The 14,610-nt window shown below is 63.1% G+C and carries 14 protein-coding genes; 7 read left to right on the top strand and 7 right to left on the bottom strand.

What is annotated here, in order from left to right; all coding sequences use genetic code 11:
- Nucleotides 1-298: 298 nt before the first annotated feature.
- From B0G83_RS29905 to B0G83_RS29925, 5 genes are all read left to right on the top strand, one after another.
- Nucleotides 299-1,975, top strand: a complete 1,677-nt coding sequence (locus B0G83_RS29905) for a PAS domain-containing methyl-accepting chemotaxis protein (RefSeq protein WP_105510993.1) — start codon at nucleotides 299-301, stop codon at nucleotides 1,973-1,975.
- Nucleotides 1,976-2,476: 501 nt separating this feature from the next.
- Nucleotides 2,477-2,728: a hypothetical protein gene (locus B0G83_RS29910; protein WP_105510994.1), complete on the top strand. Its 252-nt coding sequence runs from the start codon at nucleotides 2,477-2,479 to the stop codon at nucleotides 2,726-2,728.
- 367 nt (nucleotides 2,729-3,095) lie between these two features.
- On the top strand, nucleotides 3,096-4,088 hold the full coding sequence (locus B0G83_RS29915) for a DedA family protein/thiosulfate sulfurtransferase GlpE (RefSeq protein WP_105510995.1): 993 nt from the start codon (nucleotides 3,096-3,098) through the stop codon (nucleotides 4,086-4,088).
- An 88-nt stretch (nucleotides 4,089-4,176) separates the two neighbouring features.
- Nucleotides 4,177-5,907: an FAD-dependent oxidoreductase gene (locus B0G83_RS29920; RefSeq protein WP_105510996.1), complete on the top strand. Its 1,731-nt coding sequence runs from the start codon at nucleotides 4,177-4,179 to the stop codon at nucleotides 5,905-5,907.
- A 9-nt stretch (nucleotides 5,908-5,916) separates the two neighbouring features.
- Entirely contained in the window at nucleotides 5,917-7,140 is a 1,224-nt protein-coding gene (locus B0G83_RS29925) for a winged helix-turn-helix domain-containing protein (RefSeq protein ID WP_105510997.1), read from the top strand.
- A gap of 21 nt (nucleotides 7,141-7,161) precedes the next feature.
- On the opposite strand, the gene B0G83_RS29930 is transcribed toward B0G83_RS29925, so the two are convergent.
- The 3 genes from B0G83_RS29930 to B0G83_RS29940 all read right to left on the bottom strand — a co-directional run bounded on the left by B0G83_RS29930 (nucleotide 7,162) and on the right by B0G83_RS29940 (nucleotide 8,885).
- Nucleotides 7,162-7,761: a LysE family translocator gene (locus B0G83_RS29930; protein ID WP_105510998.1), complete on the bottom strand. Its 600-nt coding sequence runs from the start codon at nucleotides 7,759-7,761 to the stop codon at nucleotides 7,162-7,164.
- A 76-nt stretch (nucleotides 7,762-7,837) separates the two neighbouring features.
- Nucleotides 7,838-8,095 (bottom strand): hypothetical protein, encoded by a 258-nt coding sequence (locus B0G83_RS29935; protein ID WP_105510999.1) that lies wholly within the window; start codon nucleotides 8,093-8,095, stop codon nucleotides 7,838-7,840.
- A 124-nt stretch (nucleotides 8,096-8,219) separates the two neighbouring features.
- Entirely contained in the window at nucleotides 8,220-8,885 is a 666-nt protein-coding gene (locus tag B0G83_RS29940; protein WP_105511072.1) for a metalloregulator ArsR/SmtB family transcription factor, read from the bottom strand.
- 86 nt (nucleotides 8,886-8,971) lie between these two features.
- Here B0G83_RS29940 and B0G83_RS29945 point away from each other — a divergent pair, with 86 nt between their 5' ends.
- Together B0G83_RS29945 and B0G83_RS39610 are read left to right on the top strand one after the other, a co-directional pair.
- Nucleotides 8,972-10,411, top strand: coding sequence for an MFS transporter (locus B0G83_RS29945; RefSeq protein WP_105511000.1), 1,440 nt, complete (start codon nucleotides 8,972-8,974; stop codon nucleotides 10,409-10,411).
- A complete protein-coding gene (locus tag B0G83_RS39610; RefSeq protein WP_146120316.1) occupies nucleotides 10,408-10,581 on the top strand; it encodes a LysR family transcriptional regulator in 174 nt (57 codons plus the stop codon). Before B0G83_RS29945 ends, B0G83_RS39610 begins: the two co-directional genes overlap by 4 nt.
- A 182-nt stretch (nucleotides 10,582-10,763) precedes the next feature.
- Here the strand turns inward: B0G83_RS39610 and B0G83_RS29950 are convergent, their stop codons facing one another.
- The 4 genes from B0G83_RS29950 to B0G83_RS29965 all read right to left on the bottom strand — a co-directional run bounded on the left by B0G83_RS29950 (nucleotide 10,764) and on the right by B0G83_RS29965 (nucleotide 14,269).
- Nucleotides 10,764-11,972: a betaine/proline/choline family ABC transporter ATP-binding protein gene (locus B0G83_RS29950; protein ID WP_105511001.1), complete on the bottom strand. Its 1,209-nt coding sequence runs from the start codon at nucleotides 11,970-11,972 to the stop codon at nucleotides 10,764-10,766.
- Nucleotides 11,969-12,622 carry an ABC transporter permease gene (locus B0G83_RS29955; RefSeq protein WP_105511002.1) on the bottom strand — a complete coding sequence of 218 codons (654 nt, stop codon included), beginning with the start codon at nucleotides 12,620-12,622 and terminating at the stop codon, nucleotides 11,969-11,971. Before B0G83_RS29955 ends, B0G83_RS29950 begins: the two co-directional genes overlap by 4 nt.
- A gap of 16 nt (nucleotides 12,623-12,638) precedes the next feature.
- Nucleotides 12,639-13,490, bottom strand: coding sequence for a glycine betaine ABC transporter substrate-binding protein (locus B0G83_RS29960; RefSeq protein WP_258168382.1), 852 nt, complete (start codon nucleotides 13,488-13,490; stop codon nucleotides 12,639-12,641).
- A gap of 62 nt (nucleotides 13,491-13,552) precedes the next feature.
- Nucleotides 13,553-14,269, bottom strand: a complete 717-nt coding sequence (locus tag B0G83_RS29965; RefSeq protein ID WP_105511004.1) for an ABC transporter permease — start codon at nucleotides 14,267-14,269, stop codon at nucleotides 13,553-13,555.
- Between the last annotated feature and the right edge of the window lie 341 nt (nucleotides 14,270-14,610).

Genomic DNA, 14,610 nt, shown 5'->3' on the forward strand with positions numbered 1-14,610 from the left:
ACTCGCGCAGGTTACGTGAATCAAGCCGACGGGCCGCCACGGCAGCGAGGCGGACAAGGGATTCTGCAAGCCATATACGGCCGAAGTGTAGCGCTTTTGAAGCAGGCCGCCACATTCCTCCAACGGTACGTCGACGGCTACGCGAAACGCATGAACAACCCTGCGATAACGGCTGCGGGCGGCATAAACCTGAGTGGTTTACTGGGAAACCCTCAAGAGAAAGCGTTAAATTGCCGTTAAACCTTGCAATCACGTAAGCACCGCAACCCGTCTGCGGATAGCACGAGCAAGGAACGCCATGCGCAACAATCAGCCTGTTACCGGGCACGAGTACGAATTCCCTTCGTCGCAAATGCTGGTTTCCGCGACCGATCTGACCGGCCGCATCCAGTACTGCAATCCGGCTTTTATCGCCGTCTCGGGTTTCACACGCGAAGAACTGATCGGCCAGCCGCATAACCTGATCCGCCATCCGGACATGCCGCGCGAGGCGTTCGCCGATTTGTGGACGACCATCCGCGACGGCCGTCCCTGGACCGCGCTCGTCAAGAACCGCCGCAAGAATGGCGACCATTACTGGGTCCATGCCAACGTCACGCCGGTGGTCGAGAAAGGCACGATCGTCGGCTATCTGAGCGTGCGTGTGAAACCGGCACGCGAAGCCGTGCGCGACGCCGAAGCGCTCTACGCTCGCATGAGCGCGGGCGAGTCGCGCGGCCTGACGCTGCGCCGCGGCGTGGTGGTACGCACCGGCGTACTCGGCCGGATTCAGGCGCTGATGCGCCTGCCGGTCGCGACGCGCGCGGCGATCGGCTATGCGCTGACGCCGCTCGCACTGCTGGCGACCGGGTTCGCGGCGTGGCAGGGTGTGCCACCCACGCCGTTCTGGATTGCGTTCGGCGTCACCGCCGCGCTCAGCATGGTGTTGTGGCAAGTGCTGACACACCAGCTCGCCACGCCGATTCGCGACATGTCCGGCTTCGCGACGCGTCTCGCCGCGGGCGATCTGACCGCCGATCTGGAGATCGCCCGTCACGACGACCTCGGCGACGTGCTGCAGGCCTTGAATCAACTAAAGGCGAATCTCGCGGCGATCGTCTTCGACGTGCGCGCGCAAATCACCGGCATGCTCGACAACGCGCGCGAAATTTCCAGCGGCAATGTCGATCTCGCGCGTCGCACGGAATTGCAGGCGGCCTCGCTCGAAGAAACCGCGGCCACCATGGAAGAACTGACCACCACCGTCCAGGCCAACGCCGACGCCAGCGTGCGCGCGCTCGATCTCGCCAAGGACGCCCAGGCGGCCGCCGCGGTCGGCGGCCAGATCGCGGGCCAGGTCGAGCAGACCATGGCCGGCATCACGGCGGCATCGCGGCGGATCGCGGACATCACCGGCGTGATCGACGGTATCGCGTTCCAGACCAACATCCTCGCGCTGAATGCCGCCGTCGAAGCGGCGCGCGCCGGCGAATCGGGCCGCTCGTTCGCGGTCGTCGCGGGCGAAGTGCGGATGCTGGCGCAGCGCTGCGCGGCGTCGTCGAAGGAAATCAAGTCGGTGGTCGAAGCGAGCGCCAGCGAAGTCGCCGTGGGCACCGAGCTCGTTGCCCGCACCACGTCGCAGATGCGGGTGATCGACGAGGCGGTGAGCCGCGTGTCGTCGATCATCGTCGAAGTCGCCAATGCGAGCAGTGAACAGGCGGAAGGGATTCGCCAGGTCAATCAGGCGGTTTCGCATCTGGACGGCGCGACCCAGCAGAACGCCGCGCTCGTCGAGCAGGCGGCGGCCACCGCACAACGTCTCGCGGAACAGGCCGACGTGCTGGACGAGGCCGTGCGGCTGTTCACCGTCGCCGAGGCCACGCCCGCGCAACGTGCCGCGACGCCTCGGCATCAGGCACGCACGCCGAACGCCGCGATCGCTTCGACGCCTGAACCGAAGCGCCATGCCGCGCCGGAAGAAGCGACATTGTTCTGATAGATCGGCGTTACTCCCACCTCGACAGCCCACTATTGAAAGGGCACGATGTGTTCGTCAGCGCCCAACTAGTTGCAAGGGCCGGCTGACCCGAGTAACAACGGCGTTTAGCAGCCCGTCCATTTATGGACGGGCTATTTTTTTGGCGGTGCGCCCGGATCGGTCGAGTCGCGCAACCTGATGAACGGTGAGGAAATACGGGAGCCGCCCGTATAACCGGCGCGCACGTCACCCGCGTGACAGCGACGGAGAACGATTGCACCGCCAAGGGGCACGAAAAATGCAGCCGTCGTCATGAAGAGTCGCGTTAAACTGGTTGCGCAAGCTGCGCGTGGCGACACGCGCAGCCCGGCGAGCCGCACCAGCCAACGCGCGCGGCGGTGCCCGGGTAAGCGGGCAGCTGGACGGGCAAAACGACGAGGCGTGAAATGGCGTGACAGACGGCGCGCTATCCTGCTCGTACAATGGTTCGATCAACACAACGGAACAAGGACAACTTCGATGCGCACTACCGGGTCCTCCGGGTCAATGGCCCTGCTCACCGAATACGACGACGCAACGGCGCGCGAACTCCGCACGCTGCGCCTCGAATCGACAGAAGACGGCAAAGGCATTCTTCTGGTCGAAGTCGACGAGCGCAAGCCGGGCATACATCGCGAAGTGCGCTACGAAATCACGCCGGCCGAACTGATTGCCGCGATTCGCGCGCACGGCGCCGAACTGCCGGGCGAACAGCACAATCATCGTCAATGAAGTTAAAAGCACGCGGCAGCGGCGTATCAACGCCCTGCCGCGTGTTGTTTGCCGCCTGTCGCCACGGCAAGTCGGCCAAGCTTTCCGCTAATGTGATTCAAGCGTGACTGCTCGCCTGCTTTAATCGGGCATTATTTCCATATCTGTCTGAATCGCGCGAGGGCGCGATACCCGGTTCACGCCAGTCCTAGCGCCTCGACCATTCGCGCTTTCAGTCTTTCGGCACACCCCAGTTCCGCTTTCAACTACGAATTCAAGGACGTCGTTTCCTAACGTTTGCACGTCTTGAAAATACGTCCATAATCCCTTCATTCTCCTGTGCTTTCCCTACCTGCGCCGCTCCCGAAAGGGCTGCGGATGTAAGCCGATGCTACATGATCTCGTCGAGCAATATGGCCCCGCGCTCGTCTTCGTCAACGTGCTGGCCGCCTCGATCGGGCTGCCGGTGCCGGCGATGCCGTCGCTGGTTCTGTTCGGAGCCATGGCGGCCATGCACCCGGGTTCGGTGGGAACGCAATTGGCGCCCGTTCTGATTCTGTCGATCTTCGCCACCCTGATCGGCGACAGCGTCTGGTATCTCGCCGGGCGTATGTACGGCGGCAACACGCTGAAAACGATCTGCCGCCTGTCGCTGTCGCGTGATACCTGCGTGAAAAAGACCGAGCGCTTTTTCGGCCGCTGGGGCGTGCGCGTGCTGGCGGTGGCCAAATTCGTGCCGGGCCTGTCGATCGTGTCGATTCCAATGGCCGGCGCAATGGGCACACGCTACCGCACGTTTCTCACCTACGACAGCATCGGCGCCGCGCTGTGGTCGGGCACGGGCCTTATCATCGGCGCGTTGTTCGCGAAGCAGATCGACATGCTGTTCGCCATGGCCGGGCGCCTCGGCCGCACGGCCGCGCTGGTGGTCGTCGCGCTGCTGTTGCTGTACGCGGCTTACCGGTGGATTCGCCGTCGCCAGTTGATTTCCAAACTTGCGTCCGCACGTATAGAGGTCGATGAGCTGGCCAAGCTCGTCGCGGCGGGCAAAACACCGGTCATGTTCGATATCCGTTCGAACGAGAAGCGCAAGCTCGATCCGTTCGTGATTCCGGGTTCGCAATTCGCGGATGAACGGCAACTCGACGAAATCGTCGCCACGTATCCGCGTGATCAGAAGCTGGTGATTTACTGTTCCTGCCCGAATGAGATTTCGGCTGCATGGATGGCCAAACAATTGAACGAGGCTGGCTTTTCCGACGTGCTGCCGTTGCGCGGCGGCATGGAAGCCTGGCGCGACTCGGGTAAGCCGGTCGAGGCACTGCCCGACACGCCGCCGCCCGAGATGACGGTCGACGACATCGCGCCGAAGGCCGTGTAGCGCAGCAGCGCATCCGTCCTGGCGCCGTGGGCGCGCCGCGCCGCTCGCCTCCGTTCGATCTATCAATGAACACCGAAGGAGCGGTTCAATGCTTTCGACTCAAGACGTTTCGACTCAAGAAGCTGAAGGACAGCCGCAGGCGATCGTCGCCGACGCGCCGTTTTCGAATCTGGCAACGCGCATGCACCAGATGTTTCCCTCGCTGACCGGCGCGGAAATCGAACGGCTGCGCCGCTTCGGCGAGATCGGCAATTGGGAAACCGGTGAGCTGCTGTTTGAAACCGGCCGCACCGGTCCGGGCATGTTCGTGGTGCTGGAAGGGCGCGTGAAGGTGTATCAGCGCGACGGCATTGGCCGCGAAGTGGTGATCGCCGATCACGGCGCCGGGCATTTTCTGGCGGAAGTCGGTCAATTGTCGGGCCGGCCCGCGCTGGTCAACGGCATGGCGTTGAGCGCGGTGCAAGCGCTGCTGATTCCACCAGACCAGTTGCGCGCGCTGATCGTTGCCGAGGCCGAACTGGGCGAGCGCATCATGCGCGCGCTGATTTTGCGGCGCGTGTCGCTGATCGAAAAGGGCGCCGGCGGGCCGATTCTGATCGGCAACAGCAGCGACGCGCGGCTCGTCATGCTGCAGGGTTTCCTGTCGCGTAACGGCCATCCTCATTCCGTCATCGACGAACGCGATGAAGACGCGCTGCGTCTGATCGAGCAATTCGCCGCGCAGAAAGAAGACATGCCGCTGGTGATCTGTCCGGACGGTTCGGTGCTGCGTCATCCGAGCATGCCGGAACTGGCCACTTGCCTCGGCTTGCTGCCCGATCTCGACGACTCGCATGTGTATGACGTCGCGATCGTCGGCGCTGGGCCCGCGGGTCTCGCAACCGCGGTGTATGCGGCCTCAGAAGGTCTCTCGGTGATCGTGCTCGACAGCCGGGCGCCGGGCGGTCAGGCCGGCGCGAGCTCGCGGATCGAAAACTACCTGGGTTTTCCGACCGGCATTTCCGGTCAGGCGCTGGCAGGGCGCGCTTTCGTGCAGGCGCAGAAATTCGGTGCGCACGTCGCGATTCCGGTCAACGTGAAGGCGCTCCATTGCGCGGAATCACCATATCGGCTGGAGCTCAAGTGCGGCGGCCATATCACGTCGCGCACCATCGTGATTGCGAGCGGCGCGGTGTATCGGCGGCCGGCGCTGGAAGGACTCGATCGTTTCGACGGGCGCGGCGTGTACTACTGGGCGTCGCCGGTCGAAGCCAAGTTGTGCAAACGCCAGGAAATCGTGCTGGTGGGCGGTGGTAATTCGGCCGGCCAGGCGATCGTCTATCTGGCAACGCACGCGGCCAAGGTTCACGTGCTGATCCGGCGCAGCGGCTTTGAGGCGACCATGTCGCGCTATCTGATCGACCGTATTCGCTCGCTGCCGAATGTGTTCGTGCATCCGCATTCGGAAATCGGGCAGCTCGAGGCGGACGACAGCGGCCTCGCACGCGTCGGCCTGAAAAAGCCTTTGCCCGACGGGACCGATCACTTCGACACGCGGCATCTGTTCCTCTTCACCGGCGCGGATCCCAATACCGACTGGCTGCGCACCTGCGGCGTGGAACTCGACGAGAAGGGCTTCGTGCTGACCGGCACCAACATTGACGGAGCGTCCGTCTGCGATCTCGCCACCACGGTCGAAGGCGTGTATGCGATCGGCGATGCCCGCGCCGGATCGACGAAACGGGTCGCGGCGGCCGTGGGTGAAGGCGCGGCGGTGGTCGCGCAGATTCATCAACTGTTGGCCGCCTCGGCGGAGGAAGCAGTCGCGTTGGGCGCTTGAGGCGCCCGCGTGAAGACTCTGCCGCTCTCCGCCGCCCGTACGCTGCATCTGACCGCACAAGGCCTGCTGACCCCACCGCGCCGCAAGGCCATCAAGGCCGACGTGCTCGACACGATTCGCCGCATGGCGCAATTGCAGATCGACACGATTCATGTGGTCGCGCGCAGCCCTTATCTCGTGTTGTTCAGCCGGCTCGGCACGTATCCGCAGCAATGGCTCGACGAACATCTCGCGGAAGGCAAGCTGTTCGAATACTGGGCGCACGAGGCCTGCTTCGTACCGACCGAAGATTACGGCCTGCTGCGCCATCGCATGCTCGACCCGAGCGGGATGGGCTGGAAATACGCCGCCGAGTGGCACAAGAAGCATCGCAAGGCGATCGACGCGCTGCTCACGCATATCCGCGTGACAGGTCCGGTGCGTTCGGCGGACTTCGCGCGCGAAGCCGGCAAGGGCAACGGCTGGTGGGACTGGAAGCCGGAAAAACGCCATCTCGAGGTGCTATTCGCGATCGGGCAGTTGATGGTGGCCGAGCGGCGCAATTTTCACCGCGTCTACGATCTGACCGAACGCGTGCTGCCCGATTGGGACGACGCACGCGACCTGCAACCCGTCCACACGGTCACCGATCAGGTGTTGCGCCGCAGTTGTCGCGCGCTAGGCATCGCGCGCGCCGATTGGGTCGCCGATTACTACCGCCTGCCGCGTCGCCCGTATCGCGACGAACTGCACGCGCTCGCCGATCAGGGCGAGTTGATTCCGGTGCAAGTGGAAGGCTGGAAGCAGGACACGTTCGTTCACAGCGACTATGCGGCGATGCTCGACGACGCGGCAAACGGCAAGCTCGCGTCGACCGTGACGACCGTGCTGTCGCCATTCGATCCCGTCGTGTGGGACCGTAAGCGCGCCGCCGCGCTATTCGATTTCGACTACGCGATCGAATGCTATACGCCGGCGGAAAAACGCAAATACGGCTATTTCGTGTTGCCGCTGCTGAGCCGTGGCCGCCTGGTCGGCCGCGTGGATGCCAAAGCGCACCGCACTCAAGGCGTGTTCGAACTTAAATCGCTGCACATCGAACCCGGCGTACGTCTGAGCGCCCGCCTTGCCGGCGATCTGCGCCGTGCGTTGCAACGTTGCGCGGAGTGGCATGGCACGCCGCAATTGGCGTTCACGGAGGCGCCGCCGGAATGGCTCGCTGCGTTGGACGTCGGCGATAGCGTGGAAGCGTGACAGAGCAACAAACGCTCGCCTTCAATGCAGCGCGGCCCATGCCAGCGACAACGAAAACGCGCCCAATACGATCGACGCGGCACGCTGCATCCTCACTGGATCGAGCCACGTGAGCTTGCCGCTGCCGAGCGCGGCGCCGAACGCGATCCATGCGAGCGCAATCGGCACCAACAGACACGCGAACATCAGCATCGCGAAGAAGTAAGCCGGCACCTGTGCGAAAGCGACCGCCGGAAAGATTGTGCCGGCGAACAATAGGCCTTTCGGGTTGAGCAGTGTCGCGACGAACAGCGTGCGCGTGCCGATAGTCCGTTGCGCGGAGTCGGGCAGGGTGACGGCAGCGCGCCACATGTCGACGGCGAGGTACGCCATGTACAGGCCAGCCGTCACACGCAGCAACGAAGGCAGCCAGGGCCACGCATGCTCGGCTTGCGCGAGAAAATGTCCCCACACGGAAATCGACACGAGATAGCCGGCGAGTTCGGCGGCGATCAAGGGCGACGAGCGTCGCAGGCCCTGACGCAAACCCGCGGCTGCGAGCAGCGTATTGGTGGGGCCCGGCGTAATCAGCACAACCACAATGCCGACGGCCAGCAACGCCATGGCGGATTCGGAGATCATAAAAAAAGACGCAATGTTGAAAACAGTGCGCCTTTTTATCACGGACCGATGAATCGCCGAAATGCGGCGACGCGTTTCAGCGATCCAGCCTGGCGCGCAATTCGCGCGCGGTTTCCAGCAGCCCTTCGTAACCCGAACGCGCGTGTTCCGGCAGATCGGGATCGCCGACAAACGCGCCGAGCGTTTCGATCAGGCTATACAGAATGCCCTTTGCTGCGCCCGATGCAATGCTGCCGGAAGAGACCTGCTGATCCACGTGACTGAGCGCTGCGTCGAGGTGTTCCAGGTCGGGGCGGTCGCCCATGGGCGGCTTTGGCGAAACGTCTTGCGTCATGATGAAACTTCGCTCCTGTTGACGGGTGACTGTTGATGTCTCGGTAAACAAGCCATCCTTGCACCTTGTTATATACCGATCGTGCGTTCGCGTCTATTCGTGATGGGGACAAAACCGACCTAGCTCATTTACCGGCCGGCGTGATGCGATACGCACATCGCCGCGCGCCGGCGAGCACATGCTCCTCGCGTGCAATCGCGCCCTCTTCGCCGACGATCTCAGCGAAGAGCTGCAACTCCGCGCGACAGAAGCCCTGGCAAGTCCGCGCCGCCGCGCAGATCGGGCAGTGGTTTTCGAGCAGCAGCCAGTCGCGTCCGTCTTTCTGCAACTCGGCCATGTAGCCTTCGACGCTGCGTATTTCCACCAGCTTCGTGAGCCGCGCCTTGAGTCCTTTCATGGGCTTCAACGCCGCCAGATAATTCGCGCGCGTTTCGACCGAACGCTGATCGATCAGCTTGTCGAGCCCCGCTTCGCCGAACAACTGGCGAATCGAACCGAGCAATTGCACGGTCAATTGCGGATGCGTATCCGGAAAGCGCGCGTGGCCCGCCTCGGTCAGCGCCCAGCTTTGGCTCGGCCGGCCTGGCCCGGCCTGCGACGCCTGACGCCCTTCGATCAGGCCGCCGCCCAGCAGCTTCTGAATCTGCTGGCGCGCGGCCTCGACGGTAATGCCGAGCTCACTCGCAAGCGACGCGGTCGACAACGCCCCCTGCGTCTTCAACAGCGTCAGGATGCGATCCACCGGCACCGAGCTCGTCACCGTGGCCACTGTGCCAGGCGAATTATCCAAGCTTTCATTTGCATATATCATCGGGCCACATTATTATCCAAGTCAATACTTGCATAATAAGTCAACCACGAACGGCTGTCCACGATATGAAAAATCCGCAATCGAACGCGCCGGCATGGAGCGATCTGCTCACCGGCAGTAATGGCTGGCGAGCCTTGGGACTCGCAGGCGGCGTCGCGCTGCACGCCACCAACGTACACGTCGCGACGACAATTCTGCCGTCGGTCGTGCACGACATCGGCGGTCTCGAACTGTATGCGTGGAACACCACGCTGTTCGTCGTCGCGTCGATCCTGGGGTCAGTGCTGTCGATGCGTCTGCTTGCCGTGCTCGGCGCACGTTCCGCGTATTTCAGCGCGCTGGCCGTCTTCACGTTGGGCACCGTGGTCTGCGCGAGCGCGCCGTCCATGCCGTGGATGCTCGCCGGCCGCACGCTGCAGGGTCTCGGCGGTGGGGTTCTGCTCGCGCTCAGCTATGCGCTGATTCGCGTCGTATTCGAAGAGCGTCTTTGGCCGCGCGCGATGGGCCTGGTGTCAGGCATGTGGGGCGTCGCCACATTGTGCGGGCCGGCCCTCGGCGGCGTCTTCGCGCAACTCGGCGATTGGCGTCTCGCGTTCTGGGTGCTGTTGCCGGCCGTCCTGTTGCTTGCCGTCATCGTGCATCGCGAGGTGGACGGTAAGCGTGTTTCAGGCGCAGGCGCAGCCGCCGCGCCGATTCCTTTGCTCAAGGCCACGTTGCTCGGCGCCTCCGTGCTGGTGATTTCGCTCGCCGCATTGACCGAGCAGATGGTGTGGAATGCGCTCGGTGTGATCGCGGGTCTCGGCTTTGTGTGGCTGCTCGCGAGACTCGAACGCCGCGACGACACCACGCGTTTGCTGCCAAGCGGTTCGTACTCGATTCGTACGCGTATCGGCAGCATCTATGCGTGCATGAGCCTGCTCGGCATCGGCGTGACCTGCGAAATCTTCGTGCCGTATTTCCTGCAGACGATTCACGGCCGTTCGCCGCTCGCGGCCGGCTATCTGACGGCGTTGATGGCGGCGGGCTGGTCGGTCGGCTCGATGTTCAGCGCCGGACGTTCCCCAGCGGTCGCGCTGCGCATGAGCCGCGCGGGGCCGCTCGTCGAGGCGCTGGGACTCGGCGCACTCGCCTGGCTGATGCCGATGCCCGATCTGTTCGACAGCCCCGGCGGAACCGTGGCGCTGTGCGCGGCGCTGACGAGCGTCGGTCTCGGCGTCGGCATCGGCTGGCCGCATCTGCTGACACGTGTGTTCACCGCCGCGCGGGCTGGCGAGGAAAACCTCGCGTCGCTGTCCATCACCACCATTCAACTCTTCGCGATGGCGGTCGGCTCGGCGCTCGCGGGCCTCGTCGCGAACGGCGCGGGGCTCACGACTTTGGCCGCGCTGCCTGGTGCTCAGCACACCGCCGTGTGGCTGTTCGCCATTTTTGCCGTCGCGCCGCTGCTCGCGGTCGGTTTGACGCGTCAGCGTCCCGGGTCGCGTTTAACCGGAGAAGCATCGTGATAGATCGCGTGCAAGCCATGCGCATTTTCGTGCGCATCGTCGATACGAGCAGCTTTACGCGCGCCACGGCGACCACCATCGTGCCAGCGCTGGCGTCGCTGCTCGGCGTGCAATTGTTGGTGCGCACGATCCGCAAGGTCACACTGACTGCCGAAGCCGCCGCGTACTAAGAACGCTGCGCGCAGATTCTCGCGCCGATCAAAGAGGTCGAGTTCGGTTTACTCAACCGGCCGGAAAATCTGTGCGGCCGTTTGCGCGTGGCGATGCCGGGCGTGCGTCATCGCGCGCTGGATCCGACGTGGATCACGTGGGCGATAAATCCAAAATCGAGCGAACGACCCGCCTCCCGGCTTTAACCCTGCCCCCCCGTCACCGCATGCCCCGCCGCCGCAGCGGCTTCCGCCGCGGCCACCGCTGGCGACACGATCGCCGGTTGCCCCGTCTGCCGACGCGAACGCCCCGAGCTCAGATAATCCGCGATCGAATCCTGCGTGACTTCGCCGACATAACGGCCATCCGCATCCAGCACCGGCATCCACGACGAATTGAACTGGTACATTTTCGACAGCACGATGCGCAGATGCTCGTCCGCTTGGACCGTCGCCTTGAACGCCGTCAGATGGTCGCCGCACACGCCCTGCCCCGCGCGCGCTGCACGGCGCGTCACATAACCAAGCGCCTGCTGCTGATCGTCGACGATGGTCAGATAGCGGTTGTCGCTGTCGTCCATCATCTGGAACGCGCTTGCAATCGGCAACTCGGCACGCGCGGTTTCCGGTTGCGTCGCGGCGTCGCCGGCCTTCACCAGCAACAGACGCTTCAACGTGCTGTCCTGCCCCACGAACGCGCCGACGAACTCGTCGTGCGGATGCGCCAGCAACGTATCCGGATGATCGTATTGCACCAGTTGACCGCGACGGAACACGGCGACACGATCGCCAAGCTTGATCGCTTCGTCGATGTCGTGGCTCACCATGATCACAGTCTTGTTCAATTGACGCTGCATCTGGAAAAACTCGTTCTGGATCGACTCGCGATTGATCGGGTCGACCGCGCCGAACGGCTCGTCCATCAGCAGCACCGGCGGATCGGCGGCCAACGCGCGAATCACACCGATACGCTGCTGCTGTCCGCCCGACAGTTCACGCGGATAGCGCTTCAGATACTGTTTCGGATCGAGCGCCACCATCGACATCAACTCAGTAGCGCGTTCGCGACAACGCTTCTTGTCCCAGCCGAGCAGACGCGGCACGACGGTGATGTTTTCTTCGATCGTCATGTTCGGAAACAGCCCGATCTGCTGAATCACATAGCCAATGTGCCGGCGCAATTCGACTTCGTTCAAACCCGACGTGTCCTCGCCGTTAATCAGCACGCGGCCCGACGTCGGCGCGATCAGACGATTGATCATCTTGAGCGTAGTGGTCTTGCCGCAGCCCGACGGGCCGAGAAAGACGCAGATTTCGCCTTCGCCCACCGTGAGGCTGACCGAGTCGACGGCCTTGACCTGCTGGCCGTCTTTCTGTGTAAACGTCTTCGTCAGTTTATCGAGTTCGATCATGTCTTTTGCACTCCCTTCGGTGTCAGCAAGCGTTGCAGCGCCTGCAGCAGCAAGTCGGCGACGATCGCGAGCAAGCTCACGAGCACCGCGCCCACCAACAGTTTCATCATGTTGCTTTGGCCGATCGCCCGGATGATCAGCGTGCCGAGGCCGCCTGCGCCGATCACCGCGGCGATCGTCATCACGCCGATGTTCATCACCACGGCCGTGCGTACGCCGCCGAGAATCACCGGCACCGCGAGCGGCAAATCGACGAGCCGCAACCGCTGCCAAACGGTCATACCGATACCGATGCCCGCTTCTTTAATCCCGGCGTCGACGTTGCGTAGCGCGAGGTAGGTGTTGCGCATGATGGGCAGCAGCGAATAGAGGAAGACGGCGGTGATCGCCGGCACCGCGCCGATGCCTTGGCCGAAGCGCGAGAACAGCGGAATCATCAAGCCGAACAACGCGATCGACGGCAAGGTCAGCACCACGGTGGCGACACTCAGCAGCGGTGCGGCAAGCCACTCATGCCAATTGATCAGGATGCCGAGCGGCACGCCGACCACAATCGCGCAGCCCACGGCAATGCCGACGAGCCACACATGTTGCGCGGTGAGTTGCAGCAATTCTGGCCAGTTGGCCGACAGGTAGTCGAATACAGTCATTTCAAAAGGTCTCCGCTCAGGGCAGCTTGTGCGTGCGCAGGAATTCCGCCGCAACTTCACGCACCGGCTTGCCGTCGATGTCGACCTGCTTGTTCATTTCCAGCATGGTGTCGTTGTTCAGTGCGTCGGAGAGCGCGTTGAGCTGCGTCGCGAGTTGCGGGTTCTGGTCGAGCGTCGTCTTGCGCACCACCGGCGTCGCGTTGTACGCGGGGAAGTAGTGGCGGTCGTCTTCGAGCGGCACGATGTTGAAGCCCTTCACGCGGCCATCCGTCGTGTAGATCAGACCGATCGACACCTGGTTGTTATGCAACGCGGTGTAGACGAGACCCGGATCCATCTGGCGGGTTTCCGCGCGGCTGAAATGCATGCCGTACGCGGCCTCGAGCGGCTTCAAACCGTCAGGACGATTGGCGAATTCGGCGTCCATCGCGAACACGTGCTTCTTATTCGGCTCGGCGGCGAGCTTCGCGGCGAGTTGCGAGATCGTGCGAATACCGGTTTGCCGCGCCACCTGCTGCGGCAAGCCGAGCGCGTACGTGTTATTCAGCGGCGAGCAGTCGAGCCACACGAGGCCGCGTTTGGCGTCGAGCGCTTTCACACGTTCATACATGGTTTTCGGATCGAGCTTCTCGGTGATCTTGTTGTAGACGATCGCCGCCGTGCCGGTGTATTCCCACGTGACGTCGACCTGGCCGTTCTCCTGCGCGCTGCGCAGCAATGTGCTGCCGAGGCCGGTGCGCGCGTCAATCGTGTAGCCCTTCGAGCGCAAGTACTGCGAGGTGATCTCGGTAAGAACGTATTGCTCAGTGAAATTTTTTCCACCGAGAACGAGGGTGGCTGCACTGGCGTGCAGGCTTGCGAACAGCATGGCGCCGACGGCGATCAGTCGACTGGTTCGCGCTGTGCCGCGTTTAGGTCTAAACAAAGCGATCATGCCGTCACCCCACGCCGTGCGAGCAGATAACGGCTGCTGGCCGAAACGATGCCGTCCAGCACCAGCGCGAGAATCGCAGTAGCCGCGGCGCCGAGTAGAAGCTGCTGCTGATTGTTCAGATAAATGCCGGGGAAAATCAGCGTGCCGAGGCTGTCCGCGCCGATCAGATACGCGAGCGGTGCACTGCCGACATTGATCGCAAGCGCGGTCCGCACACCGCCGATGATGATCGGCATCGCGTTCGGCAACTCCACGCGCAGCAGCGATTGCCAGCCGGTCATGCCAAGGCCGCGCGCGGCTTCGCGCAGCGCGGGGGAAACGTTTTTCATGCCTTCGTAGGCGTTGCGGGTGATCGGCAGCAACGAGGCAAGAAATAGCGCGACGAGCGCGGGAATATCGCCGATGCCGAAGATGCCCAGTGCGATCGCCAGCACGGCTAGCGACGGGACCGTGTTGCCGATGTTGAAGATCTGCATGAAGCGTTCGGCATGGCGCGCGAAAGCGGGACGGCTCAGGAGTATTCCGGATGGAATGCCGACCAGTAGCGCCAGCGCCATCGAGTAGCCGACTAGCAGTAAGTGCCGTTTCGTGTAGTAGACGAGATCGGGGGCGTACTGGTGGAGTGCGTTGGGGTCTATTGCGCGGCATAACAACGCGATGACTATGCCGATGGCTACAAGACTGCCAATCAGTCTGGCAGGACGTTTATTCATGAAGATGCGCCTCCTTGTTCGAGCAGCGTGCGGGAATGGCCATGCTGCACAGGCGTCGCTCGTTATCGACGCTGCGAATGGAAGTTCGGGACGCGGTTTGAGGCCGCGAGGTGAACCGAGGGGGCCAGAGGTTTGGAGTTTTTCCTCTGGCGCGAGGGCGGGTTTTTTCGCCTTCGGTGGCTGTTGCCAGTTAGCTGGGTAGCAATACTGGTGCCAGATCCTTCGATCAGGATTTGGGAGCTGCGTTGGGGCAGCTTTTTCCTGGTGGGGTTCAAGCCCTGTTGAGTGCCGGATTTTTCACCGGCGATTGGGTGCACGTGATCTTCTGCCAGTACGCAGGC

This window comes from Paraburkholderia sp. BL21I4N1 (assembly GCF_002973525.1).
Taxonomy (GTDB): Bacteria; Pseudomonadota; Gammaproteobacteria; order Burkholderiales; family Burkholderiaceae; genus Paraburkholderia.

Coding starts and splice junctions, on each gene's coding strand:
- B0G83_RS29950 (WP_105511001.1), bottom strand. CDS start 11,972: ATGATCGAACTCGATAAACTGACGAAGACGTTTACACAGAAAGACGGC.
- B0G83_RS29915 (WP_105510995.1), top strand. CDS start 3,096: ATGCTACATGATCTCGTCGAGCAATATGGCCCCGCGCTCGTCTTCGTC.
- B0G83_RS29920 (WP_105510996.1), top strand. CDS start 4,177: ATGCTTTCGACTCAAGACGTTTCGACTCAAGAAGCTGAAGGACAGCCG.
- B0G83_RS29965 (WP_105511004.1), bottom strand. CDS start 14,269: ATGAATAAACGTCCTGCCAGACTGATTGGCAGTCTTGTAGCCATCGGC.
- B0G83_RS29905 (WP_105510993.1), top strand. CDS start 299: ATGCGCAACAATCAGCCTGTTACCGGGCACGAGTACGAATTCCCTTCG.
- B0G83_RS29960 (WP_258168382.1), bottom strand. CDS start 13,490: ATGCTGTTCGCAAGCCTGCACGCCAGTGCAGCCACCCTCGTTCTCGGT.
- B0G83_RS29935 (WP_105510999.1), bottom strand. CDS start 8,095: ATGACGCAAGACGTTTCGCCAAAGCCGCCCATGGGCGACCGCCCCGAC.
- B0G83_RS29930 (WP_105510998.1), bottom strand. CDS start 7,761: ATGATCTCCGAATCCGCCATGGCGTTGCTGGCCGTCGGCATTGTGGTT.
- B0G83_RS29910 (WP_105510994.1), top strand. CDS start 2,477: ATGCGCACTACCGGGTCCTCCGGGTCAATGGCCCTGCTCACCGAATAC.
- B0G83_RS29945 (WP_105511000.1), top strand. CDS start 8,972: ATGAAAAATCCGCAATCGAACGCGCCGGCATGGAGCGATCTGCTCACC.
- B0G83_RS29955 (WP_105511002.1), bottom strand. CDS start 12,622: ATGACTGTATTCGACTACCTGTCGGCCAACTGGCCAGAATTGCTGCAA.